Below are 24,336 nucleotides of genomic sequence, written 5' to 3' on the forward strand. Positions count from 1 at the left end.
AGCGATCCGTGGCCCGTGCCCAGATCGGATGTGGCCCCGGGCCGGGCCGGAGTAGCGCAGTAGCCTCAGCCGGTCCCGCACCCGGTCGGCCCGGGTCAGCCCGGTCAGCCCGACCGGGTGTCGTCAGCCTCGGCGGGTCGGGGTGAGGCCGAGGGACCGGCCAGCCAACCCGCGTGAGCGGGATGACAGCCGTTCGGCCACTCCCCGCAGGATTTTTGAGGCTTCGCAGTCTGGATCCGCGGTCACCAGCGGGACGCCCGAGTCGCCGCCTTCGCGCAGCCGGACATCAATGGGTATCTGCGCCAACAGCGGGACGTCGTGTCCGAGCACGCGGGTCAGCCGTTCGGCCACGGCCGCGCCGCCACCTGAGCCGAAGACGTCCACGCGTCCGTCGCAGTGCGGGCAGGGCAGCCAGGCCATGTTCTCCACGACGCCGACGACGTTCTGTCGAGTCTGGACGGCGACTGTGCCGGCCCGCTCGGCAACCTCGGTGGCGGCAAGCTGAGGGGTGGTCACGATGAGAAGCTCGGATGACGGCACAAGTTGCGCCAACGAGATCGCGATGTCGCCGGTGCCCGGTGGCAGGTCGAGCAGCAGGATGTCGAGGTCCCCCCAGAACACATCCGAGAGGAACTGTTCCAGTGCCCGGTGGAGCATCGGCCCTCGCCATGTGACCGGCTGGTTGCCACGAGTGAACATGCCGGTGGAGATGACCTTCACGCCATGTGCTTGTGGAGGCATGATCATTTTTTCGACCTGGGTGGGCAGGCGGTCGACTCCGAGCATCCGGGGGATCGAGTGCCCGTAGATGTCGGCATCCAGCACACCGACCGCGAGGCCGGACCGGGCCATCGAGGCGGCCAGGTTGACGGTCACCGACGACTTGCCGACGCCGCCCTTTCCGCTGGCTACGCCGTACACCCTGGTCAGTGAGCCGGGCTGCGCGAACGGGATCGCCCGGGTTCCCGTCCCGCCGCGCAGCTTCGTGTGCAGGGCGGCGCGCTGCTCGGCGCTCATGACCTCGAGGCGGACCTGCACGGCCTGCACACCCGGTACTGCGGTGACAGCGCGCTGGACTCGACTGGTGATCTCGTCGCGCATCGGGCAGCCGGAGACGGTCAGTAGCACTACGATGTCCACGGTGTCATCGGTGATGCGGACCGAGTCGACCATGTCCAGTTCGGTGATGGGACGCCCGATCTCAGGGTCGAGCACCGTTGCGAGAGCTGCCTGGATCGCGTCCGCGCTAGGCCGGGAAGCAGACAAGAGAAAACCTCGACCAGTCGGTGTGGTGCGTGGGGCTCGCGCCGTCACGCCTGCATCCCCACCATAGCCGCCAGCCCGGCTCGAACGCGTCCGGCGAAGCCGGAACCTGATCCCCCCCGGCAAGGCCCGGCGGTTGACCCACGGCCGCCCGGCGGCGCACCGTCGCGATCTGGCAACCTGCCCGTCAACCCACGGTCGCCCAGCAGTTCTCGACTGGGGCTGTCTTCATCGGAATGTCGATCGTCTGACATCATCAGCGAGCTCGCTCGCGGACCGCAACGGGCGACGTAATCTGATCCACGTGACGGTCGACGAGCAGACAGCGGAGCAGGAATCGCTGATGGACCCGCGATCACTGTGGGCATGGCGTCAGTTTCTGCGGGCTCACTCGTATGTCATCCGGCAACTGGAAACCGACCTCGAAGCCGAACACCACCTGCCGCTGGCGTCCTTTGATGTGCTGGTCCAGCTGGCCGAGGCGCCGGACGGCGCCCTGCGCATGAACGAGCTGGCGGAGGCGGTCCTGCTGTCCCGCAGCGGCCTGACCCGCCTGGTCGACCGGCTGGAACGTGACGGTCTGGTCGCGCGACGGTCGTGTCCGTCCGACGCCCGGGGAACGCTTGCGACGCTGACCCCCGAAGGCCGCAAGCGGCTGCGGGCGGCCTCCCGAACCCATCTCGCCGGGGTGTCGAAGCATGTCACCAGTCACTTCAGCCCGGACGAACTTGACGTGCTCGCCAACCTGCTGGGCCGGCTCGATCCCCACGTGTCCACGTCGCCGCCCGGCGGTGGCTGCGGTCAGGGCGTCTGAGGGCTCCAGGGCGTCTGCGGGCTCCAGGGCGTCTGAGGGTGCCAAGCCGGTGCCGGCAGGCCCGCCGCTGCCCGTGGTGGCTGGTGCCGTAGCGGCCCAGCTGGTCCGGTCAGCGGTTGGGCACCGTACGCCTCGGCGATGAGCGTCTCGTACGCGTGCCCGCTCGTCGTCTCCGCGCCGAGGCGCTGGGGTTTGCTCGGGCCGTGGAAGTCGCTCGCGCCGGTGACGATCAGTCCCAGGTCGGTGGCGAGCCGGCGAAGCCTGGCGCGCGCCTGCTGCGGGTGGTCGGGATGGTCCACCTCGAGGCCGCGAAGACCCGCCCGTGCCATGGCCGCGATCACATCCGGGCCGATGGTCGGACCGCGCGTGCTCGCGTACGGGTGGGCCAACACGCTGACACCGCCCGCGTCGCGAACCAGCCGGATCGCCTCCAGGGCGTCAGGCTCGTCCTTGCCCACCCAGTAGCGACCGCCGGCGCCGATCCAGGCGGGTGTGAACGCGGCCTGCAGGGAGCTCACGAGGCCGGCGTCGACCAGCGCCTCGGCCACATGCGGGCGTCCGATCACACCGTCAGCCTGGGCGGCCACCTGTTCCCAGCGCACGGGGTGGCCATCGGCGGCCAGCTTCTCCACCATCCGGCGGGCGCGGGTGACCCTGTCCTCGCGTAGCCGGGCCCGGACGGCCGCGAACACCGGTTCGGTCGCGTCGAACAGGTAGGCGAGCAGGTGCAGGCTCACCCAGCGGCCGTGCTCGACCCGGATTCCGCACGAGATCTCCGCACCTGGGAGCAGGGTGAGCCCGGTCGGCAGGATGCCGGCGGCCTCGGCCAGACCCGAGGTGGTGTCGTGGTCGGTCAGCGCGACGACGGTCAGGCCGGCAGCGGTCGCCAGGCGGACGACCTCGGTGGGGCTGCACAGTCCGTCCGACGCCGTCGAATGCGCATGAAGATCGATCAGTCCCGCCGTCGTCACCGGATACACGTCCGGAGTTGCTCTCTGTGGTTGAAGTCTTCGCGCACAGCACACCCCGCCTACTCCGCCGACCCGGTCGTGGCGTCGGACCCGTTTCTGGCCGGGCACCCGCTGTCGGCCACCGTTGTTGACCACGATAGCCGCGGGCCGCCGTCCTGCGTTTCTCCACACTTGTGGCTGCGACGGCCTTTCCGACGTGGGTGCCGGCCGGCTAACGTCCCGGTGTTGTGAGCAATCCTGGTGGATGTGCCCGGACACGGGCTGCGACCCGACGTGGCTTTCTCGCGGGCGGTGCCGTGTTGCTGGCCGCGGCGGGCTGCTCCGATGGCGGGTCCCCCGGCCCTGGTGCCACCCCGCGCCCGACTCTGGCGCCCGCGACGCCGGTTCCCGGTGTTGGTGACGGCGTGTTCGCCCTCGGGGTCGCCAGCGGCGACCCGCTGCCGGACGGGGTGATCCTCTGGACCCGGCTGGTGGCGCAGCCCGCCGGCGGCGTGGCCCTGCCTGACCGCGACATCCCGGTTGACTGGCAGGTTGCCACCGATGACCGGTTCACCGACGTCGTGGCGGTGGGGACGCGCAGCGCCGTCCCGGGGTTGGCGCACTCCGTGCACGTCGACGTCCGCGGTCTGCAGCCGGCCAGGGTGTACTTCTACCGGTTCCGCGCCGGCACCGTGCTCAGCCCGGTCGGCCGGACCCGCACCGCACCGGCCGCCGGTGCCGCCGCGTCGGCGCTGAGCTTCGCGCTGGCCAGCTGTCAGGACTATCAGAACGGCTACTGGCCGGCGTACGCTGCGATCGCAGCCGATGATCTCGACCTCGTCGTCCACGTCGGCGACTACATCTACGAGTACGACCCGAAGAGCAGGTTCCCCGACCGCCGCCACACCACCCCGGCCACGCCCGGTCTCGACCAGCTGCGGACTCTCGACGACTACCGGGCGCGTTACGCCCAGTACAAGGCCGACCCGCAGCTGCAGGCCGCGCACGCGGCTGCGGCGTGGGTGGTCACCTGGGACGATCACGAAACCGAGAACAACTATGCCGGGCTGACCGACGAGTCGGCCGACACCGGTGCCAAGCATCAGGACCCGGCGACCTTCGCCCGGCAGCGGGCCGCGGCCTACCAGGCCTACTACGAGCACATGCCGATCCGTGTCAGCTACTCGCCCGGATCGCCGGACCTGCGCCTCTACCGCCGGTTCGCCTTCGGTGACCTGCTCACCCTCACCGTGATGGACACCCGCCAGTACCGGACGCCGCAGCCGGGACGCATCCCGAACGACATCGGCCCGGCCACGCTGGGAGCGAGCAACACGACCGGGACCATGGCCGGTGCCGAGCAGGAGAAGTGGCTGATCGACGGCTTGAGCGCGTCGCGTACCCGGTGGAACGTGATCGCTCAGCAGACGATGCTGGCCCAGCTGCACGCCCAGCTCACCCCGGGCAGCGGTGACGTGCTCGCGAACCTCGACCAGAACGACGGCTATGTGCCCTACCGGACCCGACTGCTGGCAGCCGTACGGGACACCCGGGTGACCAATCCGGTGGTGCTGGCCGGCGACATCCACAGCGCCTGGGTGAACGACCTACGGGTCGACTTCGACCGGCCCGACACCCCGGTCGTGGGCACCGAGTTCGTCTCGACCTCCATCAGTTCGGGATTCTTCCTGCCCAGCGAGGAGCTCGTCCGGGCGAACAACCGGCTGCTCAACCCGCACGTGCGGTACTTCCGCGGTGACCGACGCGGGTACACCCGCATCCGGGTGTCACCAGCGCGGTGCACGGCCGACATGCGGATCGCCGAGACCATCGACCGCCGGGACGCGCCGGTCAGCACGGATGCCACCTGGGTGGTCGAAGCCGGGCGGCCCGGCGCCCAGCCCGCGTGAGGGCACGTCGCTATCCGGGGGAGGCGAGCAGGCGCAGCACACCGGGGCGCACGACGATCTCGACCGGGAGGTCCGCGATCGGGTCACCGTCGGCGTAGAGCTGGAACGGACGGTCGGCGTCGATGCGGATCCGGCTGGCCTGCGCCACCTCGACGTGCGGGGAGTCCACATGCCGGCCGGAGAACACCTTCGGGAAGGTCGAGAGAAACGTGATCTTTCCGCACCGCGACAGCAGCACGATGTCGAGCAGGCCGTCGTCGGGCTTTGCCGCGGGCGCGAGGCACATCCCGCCGCCGTAGTAGGCCGAGTTCGCCGCCGCCACCGTCCAGCCGATCATTTCGCGCGGCGCGCCGCCGTCGATCTCCACGGTGAACCGGACGGGTTTCCACGTGGCGGCCGCGCGCAGCGCCCCATAGGTGTAAACGTTCTGGCCGCGCACGAACCGGGCACGATTGGCGATCACCTGGACGTCCGAGTCGAAGCCGACACTGGCGATGCCGAGGTAGGCCCGGCCGTTGGCCTCGGCCAGGTCGATCCGCCGTTCGGTGCCGCTGGCCAGCGCGGTGGCGGCGATCACTGGTTGCCGGGCGGCGCCCATCCCGCGCAGGAAGTCGTTGCCGCGCCCGCCGGGCAGCACGGCCAGTAGCCCGCCGCGGTGCGCCACGGTCTCGGCGACCCGGCCGGCAAGACCGTCCCCGCCGAGCGCGACCGCGACCCGGCCGTCGGCGACAGCCTCCTCGGCCAGCTCTGAGGCATGATCGATGTTTCTGGTCAGTTCGACCCGCACGTCGCCGGCCCAGCGTTTCAGGGCTGCACAGACGTCCGGCAGGGCGCGAGCGCCACGGCCACCGCCAGCGTGCGGGTTCACGATGAGCAGTAGCCGTCGACGGTCCACCTCGGCTGCGGGCGGAACGGTTGCCAGCGGCTCTGTTACGGCTGCCGGTGTCGTGGCTTGCGACGTCATGGCTGTCGGCCCTTCTCACGTCCGCGGCGGTGGCGGGAGCCGAGCTTACGAGACCCTCCAGCCACGCCGCTCACAGATGGGTGCTCTGCGCGCCGAACGGCAGGCACGAGGCAATCATCTGGGCATTACGCAGGTCCCGGACGACGAGGTGTTCCAGCAGCAGTGTCGCCGCATCCGCCGGCCAGAGCACCACCCACAGCCACACGCCGCAGGCCTCACCCACAAACGCGGCCCGGTTGGGTGGGCACACGACCGGCCACAGCGCGGTCGGATGCCCGGCGGCCTCGATCTTCTCCTCGGGTCTGCCACCGATGCGCTCGGGATCTGTACCGGGCAGTCCGGCCAGCCGGGCCCCGAGACCGATCCCTGGAGTCTCAGCGACGATGACGAGCTCTGCCGGCCCGCCGAGAGGGGACGGGCCACCCGCGGCGAACGCCGTCGCCAGCGGGCCGGTGCGGTCGTCGCCGGCCCACGAGACTCCGCTGGCGAACCAGTGCACCGGCATCGGCCAGGGGACCCAGACCGGCGCCGTGGCCGTGTGCGCGAGAAAAAGCAGCACCTGCTCCCGGGATGACTCCGCGACCCGGTAGGGGGCGACATCCCCGTGTTCGTCGCAGCGCCACTGGTTGCTCCACAAATCGGGTGGACGCACCGTTCGCAGGCATCGGGGACACGCAAGCGGGCTCGTCACCGGGTGACTCCCCGGCGATGCGCACCACTCCCTGACAGTTTCACCGGTTCGATGACTTCCCTTTGCTCACGTTCATCAAACCTGTTCCGGGTAAACCGCACGAACAGTAGCAAGGCGGGTATCGGAGAGTTTTCTCCCGACACCTGCCGGCCCATCCTGGCGGCTGCCATTCGGGAGTGTCGCGCGTGGCGTCACCCGTGTCCGGGTGTTGTGCACGAAGGTGGAGGAGTGGCATCCATGAGCACGGTCGAGCCGTTCTGGGTCGCGGGTCGGCCGGTAACGGGTTCAGCGACTTTCCCGGTGCGGCACCCCTGGGACGATCGCCTGATCGCCATGGTCGCGCAGCCGGACCCGGCGCAGGTGGACGCGGCGGTGGCGGCGGCCGCAGCGGCCGCGGACGCCATGGCGGCCATGCCGGCCCACGGCCGGGCCACCGCGCTCGCCCACGTCGCGGGCCGCATCGCCGAACGCGGCGAGGAGCTGGCCGCCCTCATCACCGCCGAGAGCGGCAAACCGCTGACCTGGGCCCGGGTTGAGGTCGCCCGGGCGATCTCGACGTTCCGATGGGGCGCGGAGGAAGCCCGGCGTTGGTCGGGAGCGCTGCAGCGGCTCGACACCGACCCGGCGGGGGCGGGGCGCGTCGCGGTGGCCAGGCGTTTTCCCCGCGGCCCGGTGTTGGCGATCACGCCGTTCAACTTCCCGTTGAACCTGGTCGCGCACAAGGTCGCACCCGCGTTGGCGGTCGGCGCGCCCATCATCATCAAGCCCGCGCCGAAGACGCCGCTGTCCTGCCTGCTGCTCGCTGAACTGCTCGCCGAGACCGACCTGCCCGACGGCGCGTGGTCGGTGCTCACCGTGCCGAACGAGGCCATGGCCGAGCTGGTTGCGGACCCGCGGCTACCGGTCGTGTCCTTCACCGGTTCGGCCCCGGTGGGCTGGTCGATCAGGGATGCGGTGCCGCGCAAGCACGTCGTCCTCGAACTCGGTGGCAACGCGGCGGTGCTGGTGGCCGCGGACTGGTCCGCCGCGGCGGACCTGCGCTGGGCGGCGGGCCGGATCGCGACGTTCTCGAACTACCAGGCAGGCCAGTCCTGCATCGCCGTGCAGCGGGTCTACGCGCAGCGCGACCTGTACGAGGAGCTGCTGGCCGAGGTGACGGCCGCGGTCTCCCGCCTGTGCACCGGCGACCCGGCCGACGAGGCGACCGAGGTGGGGCCGCTGATCGACCTGGCCGCGGCCGAACGGGTCGAGCTGTGGATCAGTGAGGCGGTGGCGGCGGGCGCGACGGTGGTGCTCGGCGGCAAGCGGGACGGCACGACGATGGCGCCGACCGTGCTGCGTGGCGTTCCCCCCGACGCCCGCCTGGCCCGGGAGGAGGTGTTCGGGCCGGTGCTCGTGATCGAACCGGTCGACAGCCTGGACGAAGGCCTGGCCCGGATCAACGACAGCCCGTACGGCCTGCAGGCGGGGGTCTTCACCCGGGACGTACAGGTGGCGTTCCGGGCGCACCGGGAGCTGGAGGTCGGCGGTGTGATCATCGGGGATGTTCCCGCCTACCGGGCCGACCAGATGCCCTACGGCGGCGTCAAGGGGTCGGGGATGGGCCGGGAGGGTGTGCGGGCGGCCATGGAGGACCTCACCGTCGAGCGGGTCATGGTCCTCACCGGCGTCGATCTGTAGCCGTAGCCGTAGCCGTAGCCGTAGCCGTAGCCGGTGTCGGTGTCGGTGTCGGTCAGAACTGCATCTTGCGGAAGTCCCAGCTGGTGATCTTGGATGGGGTGATCCGGAGCCAGCCGTGCCGCCCATCGTGGATCATCTCGTCGCGGCCGGTGTACTTGCCGGCGAACAGCCGCTCTGGCCCGGCCAGCTCCGGGTCGGGCGCGCCCTTGCGCGGAATGTCCCCGACCGGCTCGGCCGTTCCCTTGATCTCGACTCCCCGTAGTTCCTGGTACTGCTCGCCGGCGTCCACGACGACGGCCACCCGCGGATCGCGGACGATGTCGATCCAGCGCTGGCTGCGGACGATGGAGTTCAGCCACAGCGACGTGCCGTCCCAGACGAACCACAGCGCGGCCACATGCGGACCATCGCTGCTGAGGGTCGCGACCCGGCAGGTTCGTTCCGCCGCCAGGAAGTCGTCGACCTCGGTCGGGGCCATCGCGATGGCCCGTCCGCGACGCTGTTCCCGAGTCGCCACGCCGGCACACTCCTTTTCTTGTCCGCTTTTCTGCTAGCTTCGCTAACCAACCATCAACAGGGTGATCTGGTTCATCGTGGCGCAAGGGGGTGGCTGGGTGCCAGTGGATACCGAGCGTCGCGGACGGATCCTCATCGTCACGATGCGCCGCGAGGTCAAGCGCAACGCCATCGACCGCGAGATGGCCTTCGGCATCGACGCGGCCCTCAACGAGCTCGACGACGATCCCGACCTCTGGGCCGGGGTGATCACCGGAACGAGTGCGGTGTTCTCCGCCGGCACCGACCTCGTCGACGGCCGGGACGCCGTCACCGAACGAGGCGGTGAATACGGGATCATCCGCCGGCGCCGGACCACACCGCTGATCGCCGCGGTCGAGGGCTGGGCATTGGGGGGCGGTTTCGAGATCGCGCTGGCCTGCGACCTGATCGTCGCGGCACGCACGGCCCAGTTCGGGCTGCCTGAGGTCATCCGCGGGCTGGTCGCCTCCAGCGGCGCGCTGTTTCGGGCACCGCGTGCGCTGCCGCTGCACGTCGCCAAGGAATTGCTGCTCACCGGGCGGCCGCTCGATCCGGAGCGGGCGTATGCGCTCGGGCTCGTCAACATGGTGACCGAACCGGGCGAGGCGCTCACCGAAGCCGTGCGCCTGGCGACGACCATCTGCGCCAACGGGCCAGTCGCCGTTCGGGCGAGCCTCGCCGCGGTCAACCGGCTGGTCGCGGCCGACGATGACGAGGGCTGGCAGGCGACAGCCGACGCGGTCGCCACGATCGTCGCCTCCGAGGACAGTCAGGAGGGCATCCGCGCCTTCCTGGACAAACGTTCGCCAGAGTGGACGGGCCGGTAGGCGGCCATCAGAGCATTCCGGCACCGATCGTTGCCGCACCGATCGTTGCCGCACCGGGATCCCGGCGCGGTCGTCAACGTGCACGACACGCGCCGGGCCGCCAGCTGGCTGGTCGGGTGTGGGGATGGTCAGATGTGGCGCCCGCCGCCGACTTCCAGCACCGTCCCGGTCATGTAGCTTGACAGTTCGCTGGCCAGGAAGAGCGCGGCGCCGGCCACCTCGGCGGGTTCGCCCACCCGGCCCATCGGGATCTCGGCCACTTTCGAGTCCCAGACGTCGCGCGGCATCGCCTCGGTCATGGCGGTCCGGATCAGGCCGGGCTGGATGGCGTTGACCCGGACCCCGCCGCGGGCCAGCTCCTTTGCGGCGGCCTTGGTGAGCCCGACCATGCCGGCCTTGGCCGCGCTGTAGTTGGTCTGGCCGAAGTTGCCGACCTTCCCGGAGATCGACGACATGTTGATGATCGAGCCGGCGCCCTGTGCCTTCATGGCCAGGCCGGCCGCCTTGGTGCCGAGCCACGCCCCGAAGAGGTGGATGTCGATCACGAGCCGGAAGTCGTCGACGGACATGTTCTTCATGCTGGCGTCGCGGGTGACGCCAGCGTTGTTGACCATGATGTCGATTCGGCCGTATTCCTGCTGGCAGGCATCGACGAGCGCCTGGACGTCGTCCTCCTTGGTGACGTCCGTGCGTACGGCGATCGCGGCCCCGAGCTCCTTCGCCGCTTCGGTGGCCTTTTCGATGTTGATGTCGGCCAGCACCACCCTGGCGCCGTTGGCGACGAAGAGCTGGGCGATGGCGAGCCCCAGGCCCTGCGCGCCACCGGTGATGACAGCAGCCTTGTCCTCGAGTAGTCCCACGGGTGCTCCCTTCCCCACGCGTGCATGCGCGCCGGCGGCGCGCACCTCGTCGGCTCGGCCGCAGAACAGGCGAGTCCGTGTCACGAGTCCTTGTCACGAGTCCGTGTCAGCAGTAATACCGCGTCCGCCCCTCCGCGGGCGCGTGATCGCGGCCTGCACGGATGACCGACGCCGATCATCTGGCGGTTCAGCGGCGCTCTGTGTCCGGAAAGCGTGGGCGTGGGCACGGGCGGTAGGTGGTTTCGGTCGTGGGGGCAACCATTTTACCTACGGTCTGGTGTGTGTCCGGCTAGGCCGTCGGTGGTTTCGGCCGTGGGGGTAGCCGTTTCTACCTACGGCAGTTGGCTCCGGATGCCCCTCGGTTGGCTCCGGACGTCTACCGCCAGGCGGCGAGGACGTCGCCCGGCCCCCAGACGAGATCCACCTTGGTGAGGTCCATACCCGGGTTGGTGCCGGAGAGGGACACGACGGCGAATCCCGTGCCGCCGAGCGTGAAGCCGGGCACTGCGACCGCGCTCCGCATGAGTTCCGCGAGGTCGTGGTCGTCGAACGGGGTTCCCAACCACTTGACCGATCCGACGACGTACAGGCGCTGCGCCACGGGTGACCGGTCGGCTCCGACCAGGTCCACCTCCGGGTCGAACTGGCGGTTCCACCAACCGCCAACTGTTTCAACATCGGGCCAGGGGGACGCGCCGGACGCCGACGCGAGTTCCAGCGATTCGCGGACCAGCGGCTCGACCGCCCTGCCCCGCCACGCCGGCCAGCGACGTTGCACGAGCCGGAAGGCCGACTCGGGTCGTCCGCGGCGTGCCTGTTCCTGAGCGCGCCGTAGCGCGGCGAGGTAAAAGCGCAGGTTGCTGTCTGCGATCCGGTAGAGCGCAGGCTTACCGGGGCGGGTCGACAGCGGTTCGTCGACGGCGAGTACCCGCTTCTCCCCGACCAGTCGGCGTAGCAGCGGCGACAGCGATCCCGACGGCAGAGCACCCTCCCGGTTGCCGGCGGATGCGGCGATGTTGGCCTGGGTGCGGTCTCCGCTGCCGATCGCCTCGAGGACGCGTCGTGCCTGATCGGGTGCGGGAAACTCGGCCAGCAGCGTCGATTCCGGCACGCTGAACAGGGGCGAGGCCGGATCGGCGCATTCCTGTTCGACAAAGAGCAGCGGCGGAGTTCCGGGTGGCCAGTTCCGCAGGATGCCTGGCAGTCCGCCGGAGACGAGATGAGCGTCGATCGCGTCGGCCGGGCCCAGCCCGAGGGCGTGTCCGGTCTCCGCCGGGTTGAGGGGACCGAGGATGAGGTTGTCGGCTCGTCCGAAGAACGGACGGTCGTAGGCGGTGAGCCGTTCCATCATGTGAATGTCGCTGCCGAGCAGCAGCAGGAGGACGGGGCGCCCGGCGAGTAGTCGGTCCCAGGCCGTCTGCAGCGCGCCGTCGAACAGACCGTCCTGCTCGGCGAGCCAGGGAAGTTCGTCGAGGACGACGACGGCCGGGGAATCCGGTAGGACCGCGGCGAGGACACGGAAGGCGTCCGGCCACCTTCCCGCAGATTCTGCCGGTACGAGGTCACGATCGATCGGCAGGGACGAGTCCCTGAGGTCCAGGAAGAAGGCGGCCACCGATTCGACGGGCGAGGCACCCTTGGTCGCGGTGAAGAAGAGGTAGGGGACACCGGCCTGATCGCAGAACTCCTGCACAAGGCGTGACTTTCCCACCTGGCGGCGGCCGCGGATGGCGACCGCGCTCCCGCGACGGGATGCTACGACCTGGTCCAGACGCTTGCGCAGGAGGCCAAGTTCGGTTGCTCTTCCAACGAAACCTCGCGACACGGGGGCATCCCATCTATGTAGATGGCATCTACATAGATGCATGCTACCGGCGATCAGTAGAGGATCTGGTTGGCTGGGCAGGTGTCGCGACGGGTTCCGTGTGTCGGGGCGATCATCATGGATGCGGCTGGCGCGCTGCTGCTCGTTCAGCGGGCGCGGGATCCCGGCCGTGGCCTGTGGTCACTGCCGGGCGGGCGGGTCGAGGCGGGGGAGAGCGACACCGCCGCGCTCGTCCGGGAGATCCGCGAGGAGACCGGCCTGGATGTGACGGTCGGGCCGCTGGTCGGGCGGGTGACGCGCCCGGGGCCGGGCGGTCCGGGGTCCGGCGGGGTGGTCTACGACATCGCCGACTACGTCAGCCACGTCATCGGCGGGGAGCTACAGGCCGGGGATGACGCGGCGGACGTGCGTTGGTGCGCCGACCTGGGCGCGATGGCGCTCACCGAAGGTCTGCTCGACGCACTCGTCGCCTGGGGTATCGTCGCGGCCCCAGGCGGCTGATCGGGCGGGAGTTAGGTCAACAAGCGCGGATCAACAAGCGCGGGTCGGGCGGCCTCAGCTACCGCTGGGCACGGGACGGCCGGGCTGCTCCCCGCCGCGGGCATCGCCATAGGAACGCTTGGGCACCATCACCTTGCGGCGGTAGATGCAGACCAGGGTGCCCTCCTGGTTGTAGCCGCGGGTCTCGACCTGAACGATGCCCCGGTCGTCCTTGCTCCTGGACTCGATCTTGTCCAGCACCTCGGACTCGCCGTAGATCGTGTCGCCGTGGAACACGGGCTTGACGTGCTTGAGCGACTCGACTTCGAGGTTGGCGATCGCCTTGCCCGAAACGTCGGGCACGGACATGCCCAGCAGCAGCGAGTACACGTAGTTGCCGACGACCACGTTCCGCTTGAACTCGGTGGTCTGCTCGGCGTAGTTCGCGTCCAGATGCAGCGGATGGTGGTTCATGGTCAGCAGGCAGAACAGATGGTCGTCGTACTCGGTGATGGTCTTGCCTGGCCAGTGCTTGTAGACGGCACCGACCTCGAACTCCTCATAGTAACGACCAAACTGCATGATGTAGCTCTCCTCGCTGCAGCGTGAGCTCCGTCATGGACGCGGCCATGCCTGGACCCGCACCTGGACACCTGGCACCTGAACCCGTTGCCGATCCTCCCAGGTCGGTCGCACATCCGCCGGATTTGCGACTAGGGGATGATCGTGTACCCGGCAGTGACCGGTCCGGCTTTTTCGGTCAGGATGGAGCAGGCGGCGGTCGGCGCCCATCCGGCCGATGACCGTGTGATGACTGTGGGATGGCCGTGTGATGACGACGCGATGACCGCGTCGCGGGACGTGAGGAGTTGGCGATGCAGCTGGGCGTACATGTGGTCCGGTTCACCTGGCCGGGCGGTACCGAGGCGATCGCGCCGGTCCTGGCGCGTGCCGCCCGGATCGCCGATGACGCGGGGGTGGCCCATCTCAGCGTGATGGACCACTACTTCCAGATGGAGGCGATGTTCCCCGCGGATGAACCGATGCTGGAGGGCTACACGACGCTGGGTTTCCTGGCCGCCCACACCGCCAGGCTGCGTCTGGGCCTCCTGGTCACCGGCACGACCTACCGGCATCCGGGACTGCTGGCGAAGATCGTGGCAACGCTGGACGTGCTCTCGGGCGGGCGGGCGGAACTCGGCATCGGCGCAGCCTGGTACGACCGCGAGCACCACGGTCTGGGCGTGCCGTTCCCGCCACTCGCCGAGCGGTTCGAGCGGCTCGAGGAGACGCTGCGGATCTGCCGGCAGATGTGGAGTGACGACAACGGCCCGTTTGACGGCCGGCACTACCAGCTCGCCGAGACGCTCTGCGTGCCCGCGCCGATCAGCCGGCCACGACTGCCGATCCTGATCGGTGGAGGCGGGGAGAAGAAGACGCTGCGTCTGGTCGCCACCTACGCGGATGCCTGCAACCTGTTCGCGCCCTCGGTGGATGCGGTCGCGCACAAACTCGACGTGCTCAAAGCTCACTGCGACGCGGTCGGCCGCGACTACGCCGAGATCACCAAGACGATTCTCCACGGCGGTGACGCCTTGACTCGGGGCGAGTCGAGCGCGTTCCTGGCTGACGTGGAGCAGTACGCGCGGATCGGCGTGGACACGGTCATCGTGATGCCGCCCGGCGGCGAGCCGGCGGACGCCTGGATCGAGCGGGCCTGTGTGCCGGTGGTCAAGGACCTTGCCGATATCGGTACCGGCTCCTGATCGTGTTCCAGCTGTCAGCTGTCAGCTGTCGTCGAGGTCGAGGCGCAGCTGCGGGCGGGTGGGATCCCGTAGGTCGGTTCCGGCGGCCAACCATCGCCGCTGGAGCTCGGCCGCTCCGTGTACCCGCTTGAACGCCGACTCGTTGGGGGTCATCGGCAGGACCGGCAGGAAACGCACGGGTGCCGGTGCCTGCGTCGCTGTCCGGGCCGGCAGTGTCGCCGGTGGGTCGGTCGGGTCTGCCAGCGGCAGGTCGGGGATGAGCCCACCGGGCTCGGCGACGAGGACGGCGGTGAAGCGCGCGCCGTCCCAGAGCGGTTCACCCAGGTCGAGTCCTGCTCCGGCGACAACCGGGACGCCTTCGACAGCGGGTATCGCCGCCAGCAGGGCGAGCCGCCGGGCGACACTGTCGCGCTGGTCCTTCAGGGAGAGCACCAGCTCGGTGCGTGGTCCGGTCGGGTCGATCATTGATGATGCCGGATCGCCCATCGGGGCAATGGACATCCCGAGGGTTGCGTAGCGGACGACTCCCTGCGTTGTGCTGCCGAAACGCAGGACCTCGATGGGCTCGGCGCCGAGAAATGTGATCTCCGCGCGTCCGGTGTCAGGCCCGAGCTCCCGGATCAGGTGGGCCTCCACCAGCCTGAGTACATCCGCGCCGTCCATGGAACCGACCCTACGGGCCTGATGAACCGTCTATGGCGGCAGCGGCTGCTCGGTCCAGATGACCTTGCCGTTGGACGTGTATCGGACACCCCAGCGTCGGGTGAGCTGAGCGATCAGGAAAAGGCCACGGCCGCCTTCGTCGGTGGTGCTGGCACGGCGCAGCCGGGGGGATGTGCCGCTGGCGTCGGATACCTCGCAGATCAGCGTGTGGTCGTGTAGCAGGCGAACCTGGATGGGGCCGGTTGCGTGCCGGATCGCATTGGTGATCAGCTCGCTGACAACCAGTTCAGTGGTGAATGCGGCTTCCGCCAGCCCCCAGGCGGTGAGTTGCCGGGTGACCGCTGCACGCATGGTGGAGACGACCGTCGGGTCAGCGGGTATCTCCCAGCTGGCGTGGCGTTGTGGATCAAGCGCGCGGGTTCGAGCCACCACAAGGGCGACGTCGTCACTTGGATGAGCTGGGAGCATGGCCGTGACCAGAGCCTGGCAGGTCTCCTCCGGCGGACGGTCGGGATGGGCCAGCAGGCGCCGGAGCTGGTCGAGACCAGCGTCGATGTCGCGGTGTCGGTCCTCGATGAGCCCGTCGGTGTACAGGACGAGTTGACTGCCGGGAGCCATCTCGAAGTCGACCGCTTCGAAGGGCAGTCCACCAAGGCCGAGCGGTGGTCCGGCAGGTAGATCGAGGAACTCCACGCTGCCGTCGGGCGCAATGAGTGCGGGCATCGGGTGTCCGGCCCGCGCCATGGTGCAGCGTCTGGAGACCGGATCGTAGATCGCGTACAGGCAGGTTGCCCCGATCATCCCGTGCCCGCAGGGTTCGGCGCCCTCCTCCTCGTCAAGACGGTTGACCAGGTCGTCGAGATGACCGAGGAGTTCATCGACAGGCAGGTCCAGGGCGGAGAAGTTCTGGACGGCGGTACGTAGGCGACCCATGGTGGCGGCGGCGTGCAGGCCGTGGCCGACCACGTCACCAACCACCAGGGCAACGCGGGCGCTGGACAGGGGGATGACGTCGAACCAGTCGCCGCCTACTCCCGACTGGGCAGGCAGGTAGCGGTGGGCGACTTCGACGGCATGCTGTGCGGGTACGCCCCGGGGGAGCAGACTGCGTTGGAGGGCCAGCGCCAGTCCGTGTTCGCGGGTGTAGCGGCGGGCGTTGTCGATGCACACGGCGGCCCGGGCGACCAGTTCCTCGGCGAGGGACAGGTCATCCTCCTCGAAGGCGCCGGGCTGTTCGGATCGGTAGAAGCTGGCGATCCCGAGTGTCTCGCCGCGTGCGCGCATCGGGACTGTCATGAGTGAGTGGATGCGATGGTCGAGAAGAGTCTCACCGCGCGCGGGATCCTGAGCCAGCCATCCGCTCGCGACCCGTAGATCTTTCTCAAGAACTGACCGCCCGTGGGTGAAGCACTGCGCCTGGGGGGTTGCCGGGAGGTAGCACACGAGGTCGCCCGGCGGGTAGAACGCGCCCTCTGTCGTGATGCCGCGGACGGCGATGCGGCGCATTCCTTCATTCATGCTGGTCGGTTCGTCCCCGCGCAGGACAGCGTCAGGAAGATCAACGGTGACGTGGTCGGCGAATCGTGGGACCGCGACATCGGCCAGCTCCTCGGCGGTCCGCGTCACGTCCAGGGTGGTACCGATGCGCATGCTGGCCTCATAAAGTAGCCCCAGACGTTTCCGTGCAGCGACTGCGACATGGCCGACCCCCGGTTCGCCCACCAGCAGCAGCCACCTGTCGGTGTCACCAGCCGGCTCGGCCATTTCCGGCTCGGCTACTTCCGACTCGGCTACTTCCGACTTGATCAGCCGTAGCTGTCGTGGCAGGTCGTTTTCGGGTGCGGAGTGTGGGAGCGCGATGCCGCCTGTGGTGACCGGATGCCGCGGCGTCCCGCCGGTGAGGCTGGCCTCGACAGCGAGCCCCGCGGCACCGGCGGAGGCCGTCACCGGCCGACACACCAGCACGGCTACCTGGCCGTTGGACAAACGCACCTCCACGGCAGCCCGACGCGCGGCGGAAATGAGGTCCGTCGCCTTCTCCCGCAGGATTTGTTCGTCCTGGTTGTTTATCCTGAGGTTGGCGGCGGCACGAAGGACGACCTCGGCCGGTGCTTGAACGCACGGGTCACCTGCTACCGCCACAATGGACGTGCGAGTGCGCCGTTTGTTCTGGAGGAATGTCCGGAGGAGGGCGCGCTCCCGCTCCGCACACTGTTCCAGCAGCTGCCGTTCGATGGCGCCGGCGGTTTCACGGACCAGAGCCACCATCGCCGGATCAGCGGCAGAGCGCAGGCAGGTGAGATCGATGACGCCTTCGATCCGGCCGCTGATCGGATCGCGTATCGGTGCGCCCGCGCAGACATACGGGTGTAGGCGGGCGGCGAAGTGCTCGACGCTCGAAACATAGGAGGGGCCACGTTCCACGAGCGCGGTGCCGATCCCGTTGGTACCGACGACGTGTTCGGCGTAGCTGAAGCCGGGTGCGAGACACACCCCGTCCAGATGTCGGTTCAGCGCCAGCCCGCTTGCGCGACGCTGGAGGACAGTTGCCTCACTGTCGGTGAGAATCACGCCTACTCCGGTACCCGCGAGGCTGGCTTCCAGCCGATCGAGAACAGGCGCGGCCACGCGGGCGATGCGTTCCTCCGGGTCGAGATCGGACCGGTAGGAAGGCGCGAGACGGTCCGGGGTGAGCCCGACCGACTCGCAGCGTCGCCACGAACTCAAGATCGGAACGCGGACGCTTCCCCCGGCCGGTTCGCCTGTCGCGAGATGCTCCCGGGCGCGGTCGAGCGCGCCGGCGTCCTCAACGGCGTTTGTCATCGGGCACTTCTCCTCGCGCAAGATCGAGTGGTGTCCTCTCTGGTCATCGGCGTGGTGTTCATTCTCATCGTCTCTTCCGGTCGGCGGGATAAACCATATCTCCGGCTGGCGTGGATCATTTCGTTCGCATTTTTACTCGGAGTAATGACCCGGGTTGGGGTCGCGTAAAGTTTCGGTTCACGGGTGAACATTTCGTGGTCGTAAGTCCTACTAATCACCGCAAATGGAGCTGCGGGCTGAGGCGTCCAGGCGGTTCTTATGATCAAGAAATGTGGGTCGCGGGGACAGCTCGGTCGCACGCGTCGGGGAGCCCACAGACGGGTCCGGGTTGTTCGGTTCGTTGAGCGGTTGGTTCGTACCGGTCCGCCGCCTCGGGTTGGGACCGGTCGCTGGACGCGGGACGCGGCGCCGGCGACCCGAAGGAACCTAATAGGCTGTGAGCGTCCGACCCCGGGCGCTCACAAGGCCGCGCGGTCACGGCTCTTCTCCTGCGGCCGGAGGCCCCGAGCAATCCAGACGTGGAGGCCGCCATGGCGCAGGTGCTGAGCAAGGGCGCGAACGCACCGTTGTCCACTAATGATGTACGTGTGGAGATCAGTTCGTCGACTCCGCTCGACATCGCCGCGTTGCTGGTCACGGCGGGCGGCAAAGTCCGTTCGGACGCCGACTTCGTGTTCTTCAACCAGCCCACCGGCCCCGGGGTGCGCCTCCTCCCACCCTCGGCGCTCGAGTTCGCACTGGGGCTGGTACCCGCCGACATCGACAAGGTCGTCATCACCGGCAGCCTGGACGGGTCCGGCCCGTCGACCTTCGCCACCGTCGGGGCACTGCAGGTCTCCGTCAGAGATCTTCGGGGCGCGGAACTCGCCCGTTTCGACCCGGTCGGGCTGACCGTTGAGACGGCACTGGTGCTCGTCGAGTTGTACCGGCGCCAGGGGTCCTGGAAGGTGCGTGCCGTGGGGCAGGGGTACGCCTCGGGCCTTGCCGGTATCGCCACCGACTTCGGGATCACAGTGGATGATCCGGCAGTGGATGAGGCACCCACACAGCTCTATGTGCCGCCGACGCAGCCGGCATCCCCAGCGCAGCCGGCATCCCCAGCGCGGCCGGTAGCCCAACCCCAGCAGCAGTGGGGCCCGCCGCCATCACCGGCCCCGCAGGCACAACAACAATGGGGTCCGCCGCACGGCCAGCAGCCATCACCGGCCCCGCAGGCACAACAACAATGGGGTCCGCCGCACGGCCAGCAGTCACAACCGGCCCCGCAGGTGGCCGGTGCCCCGACCGTCAACCTGGACAAGGGCCGGGTCTCGTTGCGCAAGGGCCAGAGTGTCTCACTGGTCAAGACCGGGACCCCGCCGTTGACCCGGGTGCGGATGGCACTGGGTTGGGATCCGGCCCACCGGGGACGCCAGATCGATCTGGACGCCTCCTGCATCCTGTTCGACAGCCGCGGCAAGGACGTCGACAAGGTGTGGTTCATGTCGAAGAAGGGTGCCCGCGGCGCGGTTCGCCATTCCGGTGACAACCTCACCGGCAGCGGCGAGGGCGACGACGAGACCATCTTCGTCGATCTTGCGGGGCTCCCGTCCACCGTCGAAGCGCTGGTCTTCACGGTGAACAGCTTTCAGGGCCAGCAGTTCACCGAGGTCCGTAACGCCTTCTGCCGCCTGATCGACGATTTCACCGGTGCCGAGCTCGTCCGTTTCGACCTGTCGGAGTCAAAACCGCACACCGGTCTCGTCATGTGCAAGGTTGCACGTCAGCAGGGTGGGCCGAACTGGACGATGACGGCCATCGGCGAGTTCCACGACGGCAAGACCGTACGCGCGATGGTCGGGCCGGCCAGGCAGTACCTCTAGCCCGCTCGAGCGCTAGCCCGCTTGGGGCCGCCGGCCGCGCGAGAAGAATCATGCTCGCGCGGCCGGCGGCTGGCGGGGTTGGCTACGGGAGTTTGTACTCCTTGAGCAACGCCCGGCTGATGATGCGCTTCTGTACCTCGGAGGTACCCTCGCCGATGAGCATGAACGGCGCCTCCCGGAAAAGTCGCTCGATCTCGTACTCCTTGGAGTAGCCGTAACCACCGTGGATGCGGAACGACTCGGTGGTCACCTCGAAGCAGTACTCGCTGGCAAGGTACTTGGCCATACCCGCCTCGACGTCGTTGCGCTGGCCGCTGTCCTTCTTGCGGGCGGCATTCACCATCATCAGGTGGCCGGCCTCGACCTTGGTCGCCATCTCGGCCAACTTGAAGGCGATCGCCTGATGGTCGACAATCTGCTTACCGAAGGTGCGGCGCTGCTGGGCGTAGGCGATCGCCAGCTCGAATGCCCGGATCATGATGCCGCACGCGCGGGCCGCGACATTGACCCGGCCGACTTCGACACCGTCCATCATCTGGTAGAAGCCCTTGCCCCGGCCGTCGGCGCCGCCGAGGATCGACGAGTTCGGTACCCGGTGGTTGTCCAGCACCATCTCGGTGGTCTCGACGCCCTTGTAGCCGAGTTTGTCGATTTTTCCGGGAATCGTGATGCCGGCGTTGGTGCCGAAGCCGGGCTCCTTTTCCAGCAGGAAGGTCGTCATGTTCCGGTAGACCGAGTCGGCACCCTCGTCGGTCTTGACAAGGGTGGCGACGATGCCGGCACGGGCACCGTTGGTCAGCCACATCTTCTGGCCGTTGATGAGGTATTCGTCGCCGTCGCGAGTGGCCCGGGTGGTGATGGCGGACACGTCCGAACCGCAGCCCGGCTCGCTCAGGGAGAACGCGCCGCGCACCTCCCCGGTCGCCATTTTCGGCAGGAGCCGCTGCTTTTGCTCGGGGGAGCCGTGCTGGAGAAGGAGGTAGGCGACGATGAAGTGTGTGTTGATGACACCCGAGACGCTCATCCAGCCGCGGGCTATCTCCTCGACAACCAGGGCGTACGTGAGCAGCGATTCACCGAGCCCGCCGTACTCCTCCGGAATGGTGATCCCGAAAAGCCCCATCTCTTTCATGGCTTCGACGATCGCCTCGGGGAACTCGTCCTTGTGTTCGAGTTCGGTGGCGTATGGCAGAATCTCCTTGTCGACGAACGTGCGCACGGCCGACAGAATGTCAGCCTGAACATCGGTCAGACCGTCGGTCTGCGCGATCCTGCCCATCGTGTCCGCTTCCCTTCTCCGCCTATCACCGGTAACCGGCACCTGCCGACTGCCCTGCCGACTGCTCTGTCGACTGCTCTGTCGACTGCTCTGTCGAAAAACAGCCGCACAGCCGCACAGCCGCGTACGGGCCGCACGTCAATCGCGACCATTGCGGATGGGCTGTCACACACTTATGAGCAGTATCGCGGCATTCGGGGTCGGGCGCGAGTGGAGCCGGCGGCCGTGGCCTGGCTGGTGCAGCCCGGCGCGAGCGGAGCAATGATCATTTTTGCCAAGAGCGCCCGGCATCGGGGGCGGAGGTAGCCTCACGCCGTGACCACAGCACCGGCTCGGCTGTTCTGCCGCAGGCTGGCGGGCCTGCTTGTCCTCGATCCCAACGGGGATGTGGTCGGGCGAGTCCGTGACGTGGTCGTGACCCTGAGACTGGGCCGCGAACCGCCGCGCGCGCTGGGGCTTGCCGTCGAGGTGCAACGCCGTCCCATCTTTGTGCCGATCAGCAAGGTGACCGGGGTGGAGTCGGGCGCCGTCGTGCTCTCCTCAGCCCGGTTGAGCTGGCGCCGGTTCGCGCAGCGTCCGGGCGAGATCCTCGTGCTCGGCGAGCTCCTGGACCGGCAGGTGACGTTGGTCGCGACCGAGGCGACCGTCACCGTGGTGGACGCGGCGATCGAACCGATCCGCGGTGGCGACTGGGTGCTCGACCAGGTGGCGGTACGGACCGGTCGGCGACGACGCGGCGAGGTCCGCACGGTCTCCTGGGATGAGGTCACCGGAATCTCGTTGCCCGCGGAGACCCAGGGTGCGGCGAACCTGCTCGCGGCGTTCGAGAAACTCCGCCCCGCGGACCTCGCGTCCCTGCTGCACAATCTTTCGAGCAAGCGCCGGGCCGAGGTCGCCGCGGCCCTGGACGACGAGCGCCTCGCCGACGTCCTGGAGGAGCTGCCCGAGGATGAGCAGATCGAGCTGCTCGGCGGGCTCGCCGACGATCGAGCGGCTGACATCCTGGAGGCGATGGGTCCAGACGATGCCGCCGACCTGCTGAGGGACCTGCCCGCCGAGGAGGCCGAGCGGCTGCTGCGGCTGATGGAGCCGCAGGAGGCGGCACCGGTGCGCCGGCTGCTGGTCTACCCGGACAACACCGCCGGCGGTCTGATGACCAGTGAGCCGGTGATCCTCGGCCCGAACGCGACCGTGGCCGAGGCGCTCGCGCGGGTGCGGGCGCCGGAACTGTCACCGGCGCTGGCCGCGCAGGTCTACGTGGTCCGCCCGCCGTTCGAGACCCCGACCGGACGTTATCTGGGGCTTGCGCATTTCCAGCGGCTGCTGCGGGAACCGCCTGGGGCCCTCGTCGGTGGCATCATTGACATCGACATCACCCCGCTGCGCCCGGAGACGTCCCTGCCGGAGGTGACCCGCCTGCTCGCCTCGTACAACCTGGTGGCGGTCCCGGTGCTGGACGGGCTCGCCAGACTGGTCGGTGTGGTTACCGTCGACGACGTTCTCGACCACATGTTGCCGGCCAACTGGCGGGAACGTGACCTGGATTCCGATGCCCGCGTGGGCGCTCTCGGCGATTCCGCCGATACCGCCCACAGCGATTCCGACGGTGATTCCCGCGGTGACACCCACAGCGATGCCCGAAGTAACGCTGTGAGCACGGCGCTGCCAGGCGGTCAGGATCGGCGCGACAACGGTCTGAGGCGGCCCGGATCATGAAGATCCGCCGCGGTGCGGGCAGGCTCGACCAGCCTCGTCCGTCACGCCGCTCAGCGTTGGCCCGCCGGCCCGCCGAAGCGGACGCCTTTGGCCGGGTTGCCGAACGCATCGCCCGGTTCATCGGAACCGCCCGTTTCCTTGTGCTGCAGAGCGTGGTGGTCGTAATTTGGATCTGTTACAACATTGTCATGCCGCTTGACCTGCGGTTCGACAACTATCCGTTTATCTTCCTGACATTGGCGTTGTCGTTGCAGGCGGCTTATGCGGCGCCGTTGATCCTGCTGGCGCAGAACCGGCAGGACGACCGGGACCGGGCGAACCTCGCTCAGGACAGGGAGCAGACCGGCCGCCAGCTCGACGACACCGAATACCTTGCCCGCGAGATTGCGGCGGTTCGGATCAAGATCGGCGAATTGGCGACCCGTGACTACCTGCGCTCGGAGCTGCGTACGGAACTGCGAGCGCTGTTGGCGGAGTCCGTCGCCGTCGGTGAGGATACCGACGGCGGTCAGCGGCGCGGTGCTGGCACCCAGGCGCGACGCGCTGAACGTCGCAACGCCGCTGACCGGCGACCATGACCTGGCAGAAGTTCTGTGCGGGTCGAGGTGAGTCGCGATGGCGTCAGGTAAGAGATCCGCGGCAGAGGGTGAGAATAGACAGTGCGATTTCGACCCCGCGCGGTCCGAGTTCCCCCGACCATGCCGCGATGATTTCATTCTCCCGCGAGTGCTCGATGCGCGGACCGCCGTCAGCCGAGCGCAGCGCCTGAATCTGGCGGGACACATCGAGGCGTGCCCCGACGAGCGCGCGAAGCTGGGTATCGATCTCGTCGATGGCCGTTCGGCCGTCCTCGATCGAGGAGATAGTCGGCGCGGAGGTGACAGAGTTGAGCGCTTCCCTTGTCATCTGGGCCCTTTTCGTCCGTGGCCCGGCCGTCCCAGAGCCTCGTGAGCCCGGGTGAGTCCGGGCCGTCTGGTCTCGGTGTGTCGCGTCAGTCGCGAGGCAACCCAGGGGCCAAGCCCGGCCCCTGGTAAAAGTGATCCGGCGATCTACGTGCGCGGCGCGCGCAAAGGTCGGATGTACCGGTCACATCCACCAGCATGCCAGGCGAGAATGCCACCGTCCAGTGGTCGTTCGGTTACCATTGTGTCGACGGCGCCGCTGCCGTGTGCCAGCGGCCGAGTGACAGGATCATGTCGTGGACCAGCTGCAGTTGGACGGCATGCCGCGGCGACTTTTCGTGTGCACGCCGTCGAAGCTTTCCGCCTTTGCCGACTGCCCGCGCCGGTACCGGATGGCATACCTGGACCGCCCGGCACCGCCGAAGGGCCCGCCGTGGGCTCACAACTCGATGGGTGCCAGCGTGCACAACGCCCTGCGGGCCTGGTGGGACGAGTCGCTGGCGCGCCGTACCCCAGCCCGCGCC

At 68.7% G+C, this 24,336-nt stretch carries 22 protein-coding genes; 10 read left to right on the forward strand and 12 right to left on the reverse strand.

The window, feature by feature from the left end; genetic code table 11:
- Positions 1-123 precede the first annotated feature (123 nt).
- On the reverse strand, positions 124-1,266 hold the full coding sequence (locus U9979_RS05155; RefSeq protein ID WP_322749146.1) for an Mrp/NBP35 family ATP-binding protein: 1,143 nt from the start codon (positions 1,264-1,266) through the stop codon (positions 124-126).
- A gap of 340 nt (positions 1,267-1,606) precedes the next feature.
- Here U9979_RS05155 and U9979_RS05160 point away from each other — a divergent pair, with 340 nt between their 5' ends.
- Positions 1,607-2,077 carry a MarR family winged helix-turn-helix transcriptional regulator gene (locus U9979_RS05160; RefSeq protein WP_322749161.1) on the forward strand — a complete coding sequence of 157 codons (471 nt, stop codon included), beginning with the start codon at positions 1,607-1,609 and terminating at the stop codon, positions 2,075-2,077.
- Here the strand turns inward: U9979_RS05160 and U9979_RS05165 are convergent.
- Positions 2,065-3,048 (reverse strand): PHP domain-containing protein, encoded by a 984-nt coding sequence (locus U9979_RS05165; RefSeq protein ID WP_322778471.1) that lies wholly within the window; start codon positions 3,046-3,048, stop codon positions 2,065-2,067. The two genes, U9979_RS05160 and U9979_RS05165, sit on opposite strands and share 13 nt — an antisense overlap.
- 227 nt (positions 3,049-3,275) lie before the next feature.
- Between U9979_RS05165 and U9979_RS05170 the strand changes: the two genes are divergently transcribed.
- The gene (locus U9979_RS05170) at positions 3,276-4,937 is read left to right on the forward strand and encodes an alkaline phosphatase D family protein (RefSeq protein WP_416219466.1); all 1,662 of its coding nucleotides are present in this window, start codon (positions 3,276-3,278) and stop codon (positions 4,935-4,937) included.
- 10 nt (positions 4,938-4,947) lie between these two features.
- Here the strand turns inward: U9979_RS05170 and U9979_RS05175 are convergent, their stop codons facing one another.
- Both U9979_RS05175 and U9979_RS05180 read right to left on the reverse strand, forming a co-directional pair.
- A complete protein-coding gene (locus U9979_RS05175) occupies positions 4,948-5,901 on the reverse strand; it encodes a diacylglycerol kinase family protein (RefSeq protein ID WP_322778472.1) in 954 nt (317 codons plus the stop codon).
- 70 nt (positions 5,902-5,971) lie between these two features.
- Positions 5,972-6,592, reverse strand: coding sequence for a DUF6758 family protein (locus tag U9979_RS05180; protein WP_322778473.1), 621 nt, complete (start codon positions 6,590-6,592; stop codon positions 5,972-5,974).
- 237 nt (positions 6,593-6,829) lie between these two features.
- Between U9979_RS05180 and U9979_RS05185 the strand changes: the two genes are divergently transcribed.
- Complete coding sequence (locus tag U9979_RS05185) at positions 6,830-8,272, forward strand: aldehyde dehydrogenase family protein (protein ID WP_322778474.1); 1,443 nt, start codon at positions 6,830-6,832, stop codon at positions 8,270-8,272.
- Positions 8,273-8,324: 52 nt separating this feature from the next.
- Here U9979_RS05185 and U9979_RS05190 read toward each other — a convergent pair whose 3' ends face one another.
- Positions 8,325-8,750 carry a pyridoxamine 5'-phosphate oxidase family protein gene (locus tag U9979_RS05190; RefSeq protein ID WP_322778485.1) on the reverse strand — a complete coding sequence of 142 codons (426 nt, stop codon included), beginning with the start codon at positions 8,748-8,750 and terminating at the stop codon, positions 8,325-8,327.
- Between the two features lie 136 nt (positions 8,751-8,886).
- Between U9979_RS05190 and U9979_RS05195 the strand changes: the two genes are divergently transcribed.
- Positions 8,887-9,636, forward strand: coding sequence for an enoyl-CoA hydratase-related protein (locus U9979_RS05195; RefSeq protein ID WP_322753908.1), 750 nt, complete (start codon positions 8,887-8,889; stop codon positions 9,634-9,636).
- A 128-nt stretch (positions 9,637-9,764) separates the two neighbouring features.
- Here U9979_RS05195 and fabG read toward each other — a convergent pair whose 3' ends face one another.
- Positions 9,765-10,496 (reverse strand): 3-oxoacyl-ACP reductase FabG, encoded by a 732-nt coding sequence (fabG, locus tag U9979_RS05200; RefSeq protein WP_416219477.1) that lies wholly within the window; start codon positions 10,494-10,496, stop codon positions 9,765-9,767.
- 376 nt (positions 10,497-10,872) lie between these two features.
- The gene (locus U9979_RS05205) at positions 10,873-12,363 is read right to left on the reverse strand and encodes an ATP-binding protein (protein WP_416219469.1); all 1,491 of its coding nucleotides are present in this window, start codon (positions 12,361-12,363) and stop codon (positions 10,873-10,875) included.
- 27 nt (positions 12,364-12,390) lie between these two features.
- Here U9979_RS05205 and U9979_RS05210 point away from each other — a divergent pair, with 27 nt between their 5' ends.
- Positions 12,391-12,822 carry an NUDIX hydrolase gene (locus tag U9979_RS05210; protein ID WP_416219471.1) on the forward strand — a complete coding sequence of 144 codons (432 nt, stop codon included), beginning with the start codon at positions 12,391-12,393 and terminating at the stop codon, positions 12,820-12,822.
- Positions 12,823-12,876: 54 nt separating this feature from the next.
- On the opposite strand, the gene U9979_RS05215 is transcribed toward U9979_RS05210, so the two are convergent.
- A complete protein-coding gene (locus tag U9979_RS05215) occupies positions 12,877-13,383 on the reverse strand; it encodes a MaoC family dehydratase (RefSeq protein ID WP_322768746.1) in 507 nt (168 codons plus the stop codon).
- Between the two features lie 293 nt (positions 13,384-13,676).
- Here U9979_RS05215 and U9979_RS05220 point away from each other — a divergent pair, with 293 nt between their 5' ends.
- Entirely contained in the window at positions 13,677-14,567 is an 891-nt protein-coding gene (locus U9979_RS05220) for an LLM class F420-dependent oxidoreductase (protein ID WP_322778477.1), read from the forward strand.
- 21 nt (positions 14,568-14,588) lie between these two features.
- On the opposite strand, the gene U9979_RS05225 is transcribed toward U9979_RS05220, so the two are convergent.
- Together U9979_RS05225 and U9979_RS05230 are read right to left on the reverse strand one after the other, a co-directional pair.
- On the reverse strand, positions 14,589-15,230 hold the full coding sequence (locus U9979_RS05225; protein WP_322778478.1) for a suppressor of fused domain protein: 642 nt from the start codon (positions 15,228-15,230) through the stop codon (positions 14,589-14,591).
- A gap of 30 nt (positions 15,231-15,260) precedes the next feature.
- Positions 15,261-18,053: a SpoIIE family protein phosphatase gene (locus U9979_RS05230; protein ID WP_322778479.1), complete on the reverse strand. Its 2,793-nt coding sequence runs from the start codon at positions 18,051-18,053 to the stop codon at positions 15,261-15,263.
- 530 nt (positions 18,054-18,583) lie between these two features.
- On the opposite strand from U9979_RS05230, the gene U9979_RS05235 reads away from it, so the two are divergent.
- Positions 18,584-19,915: a TerD family protein gene (locus tag U9979_RS05235; protein ID WP_322778480.1), complete on the forward strand. Its 1,332-nt coding sequence runs from the start codon at positions 18,584-18,586 to the stop codon at positions 19,913-19,915.
- A gap of 82 nt (positions 19,916-19,997) precedes the next feature.
- Here the strand turns inward: U9979_RS05235 and U9979_RS05240 are convergent, their stop codons facing one another.
- Entirely contained in the window at positions 19,998-21,194 is a 1,197-nt protein-coding gene (locus U9979_RS05240) for an acyl-CoA dehydrogenase family protein (protein WP_322751135.1), read from the reverse strand.
- Positions 21,195-21,509: 315 nt separating this feature from the next.
- Here U9979_RS05240 and U9979_RS05245 point away from each other — a divergent pair, with 315 nt between their 5' ends.
- Both U9979_RS05245 and U9979_RS05250 read left to right on the forward strand, forming a co-directional pair.
- On the forward strand, positions 21,510-22,910 hold the full coding sequence (locus U9979_RS05245; RefSeq protein WP_322778481.1) for a magnesium transporter MgtE N-terminal domain-containing protein: 1,401 nt from the start codon (positions 21,510-21,512) through the stop codon (positions 22,908-22,910).
- Positions 22,907-23,488, forward strand: a complete 582-nt coding sequence (locus tag U9979_RS05250) for a DUF1003 domain-containing protein (RefSeq protein ID WP_322778482.1) — start codon at positions 22,907-22,909, stop codon at positions 23,486-23,488. Before U9979_RS05245 ends, U9979_RS05250 begins: the two co-directional genes overlap by 4 nt.
- A gap of 43 nt (positions 23,489-23,531) precedes the next feature.
- On the opposite strand, the gene U9979_RS05255 is transcribed toward U9979_RS05250, so the two are convergent.
- Positions 23,532-23,951: a chorismate mutase gene (locus U9979_RS05255; RefSeq protein WP_322778486.1), complete on the reverse strand. Its 420-nt coding sequence runs from the start codon at positions 23,949-23,951 to the stop codon at positions 23,532-23,534.
- Between the two features lie 157 nt (positions 23,952-24,108).
- Here U9979_RS05255 and U9979_RS05260 point away from each other — a divergent pair.
- Positions 24,109-24,336: PD-(D/E)XK nuclease family protein (locus U9979_RS05260; RefSeq protein ID WP_322778483.1), on the forward strand; the 228-nt coding region annotated here is incomplete at its 3' end.

It is taken from the genome of Protofrankia sp. Cas4 (assembly GCF_963555915.1).
Classification (GTDB): Bacteria; Actinomycetota; Actinomycetes; order Frankiales; family Frankiaceae; genus Protofrankia.

What these genes read in the sequence shown, in the direction of transcription:
- U9979_RS05160 (WP_322749161.1), top strand. Translation starts at nt 1,607, where the DNA reads ATGGACCCGCGATCACTGTGGGCATGGCGTCAGTTTCTGCGGGCTCAC.
- U9979_RS05175 (WP_322778472.1), bottom strand. Translation starts at nt 5,901, where the DNA reads ATGACGTCGCAAGCCACGACACCGGCAGCCGTAACAGAGCCGCTGGCA.
- U9979_RS05185 (WP_322778474.1), top strand. Translation starts at nt 6,830, where the DNA reads ATGAGCACGGTCGAGCCGTTCTGGGTCGCGGGTCGGCCGGTAACGGGT.
- U9979_RS05190 (WP_322778485.1), bottom strand. Translation starts at nt 8,750, where the DNA reads ATGGCCCCGACCGAGGTCGACGACTTCCTGGCGGCGGAACGAACCTGC.
- U9979_RS05205 (WP_416219469.1), bottom strand. Translation starts at nt 12,363, where the DNA reads ATGCATCTATGTAGATGCCATCTACATAGATGGGATGCCCCCGTGTCG.
- U9979_RS05215 (WP_322768746.1), bottom strand. Translation starts at nt 13,383, where the DNA reads ATGCAGTTTGGTCGTTACTATGAGGAGTTCGAGGTCGGTGCCGTCTAC.
- U9979_RS05220 (WP_322778477.1), top strand. Translation starts at nt 13,677, where the DNA reads ATGCAGCTGGGCGTACATGTGGTCCGGTTCACCTGGCCGGGCGGTACC.
- U9979_RS05225 (WP_322778478.1), bottom strand. Translation starts at nt 15,230, where the DNA reads ATGGACGGCGCGGATGTACTCAGGCTGGTGGAGGCCCACCTGATCCGG.
- U9979_RS05230 (WP_322778479.1), bottom strand. Translation starts at nt 18,053, where the DNA reads ATGACAAACGCCGTTGAGGACGCCGGCGCGCTCGACCGCGCCCGGGAG.
- U9979_RS05235 (WP_322778480.1), top strand. Translation starts at nt 18,584, where the DNA reads ATGGCGCAGGTGCTGAGCAAGGGCGCGAACGCACCGTTGTCCACTAAT.
- U9979_RS05240 (WP_322751135.1), bottom strand. Translation starts at nt 21,194, where the DNA reads ATGGGCAGGATCGCGCAGACCGACGGTCTGACCGATGTTCAGGCTGAC.
- U9979_RS05250 (WP_322778482.1), top strand. Translation starts at nt 22,907, where the DNA reads ATGAAGATCCGCCGCGGTGCGGGCAGGCTCGACCAGCCTCGTCCGTCA.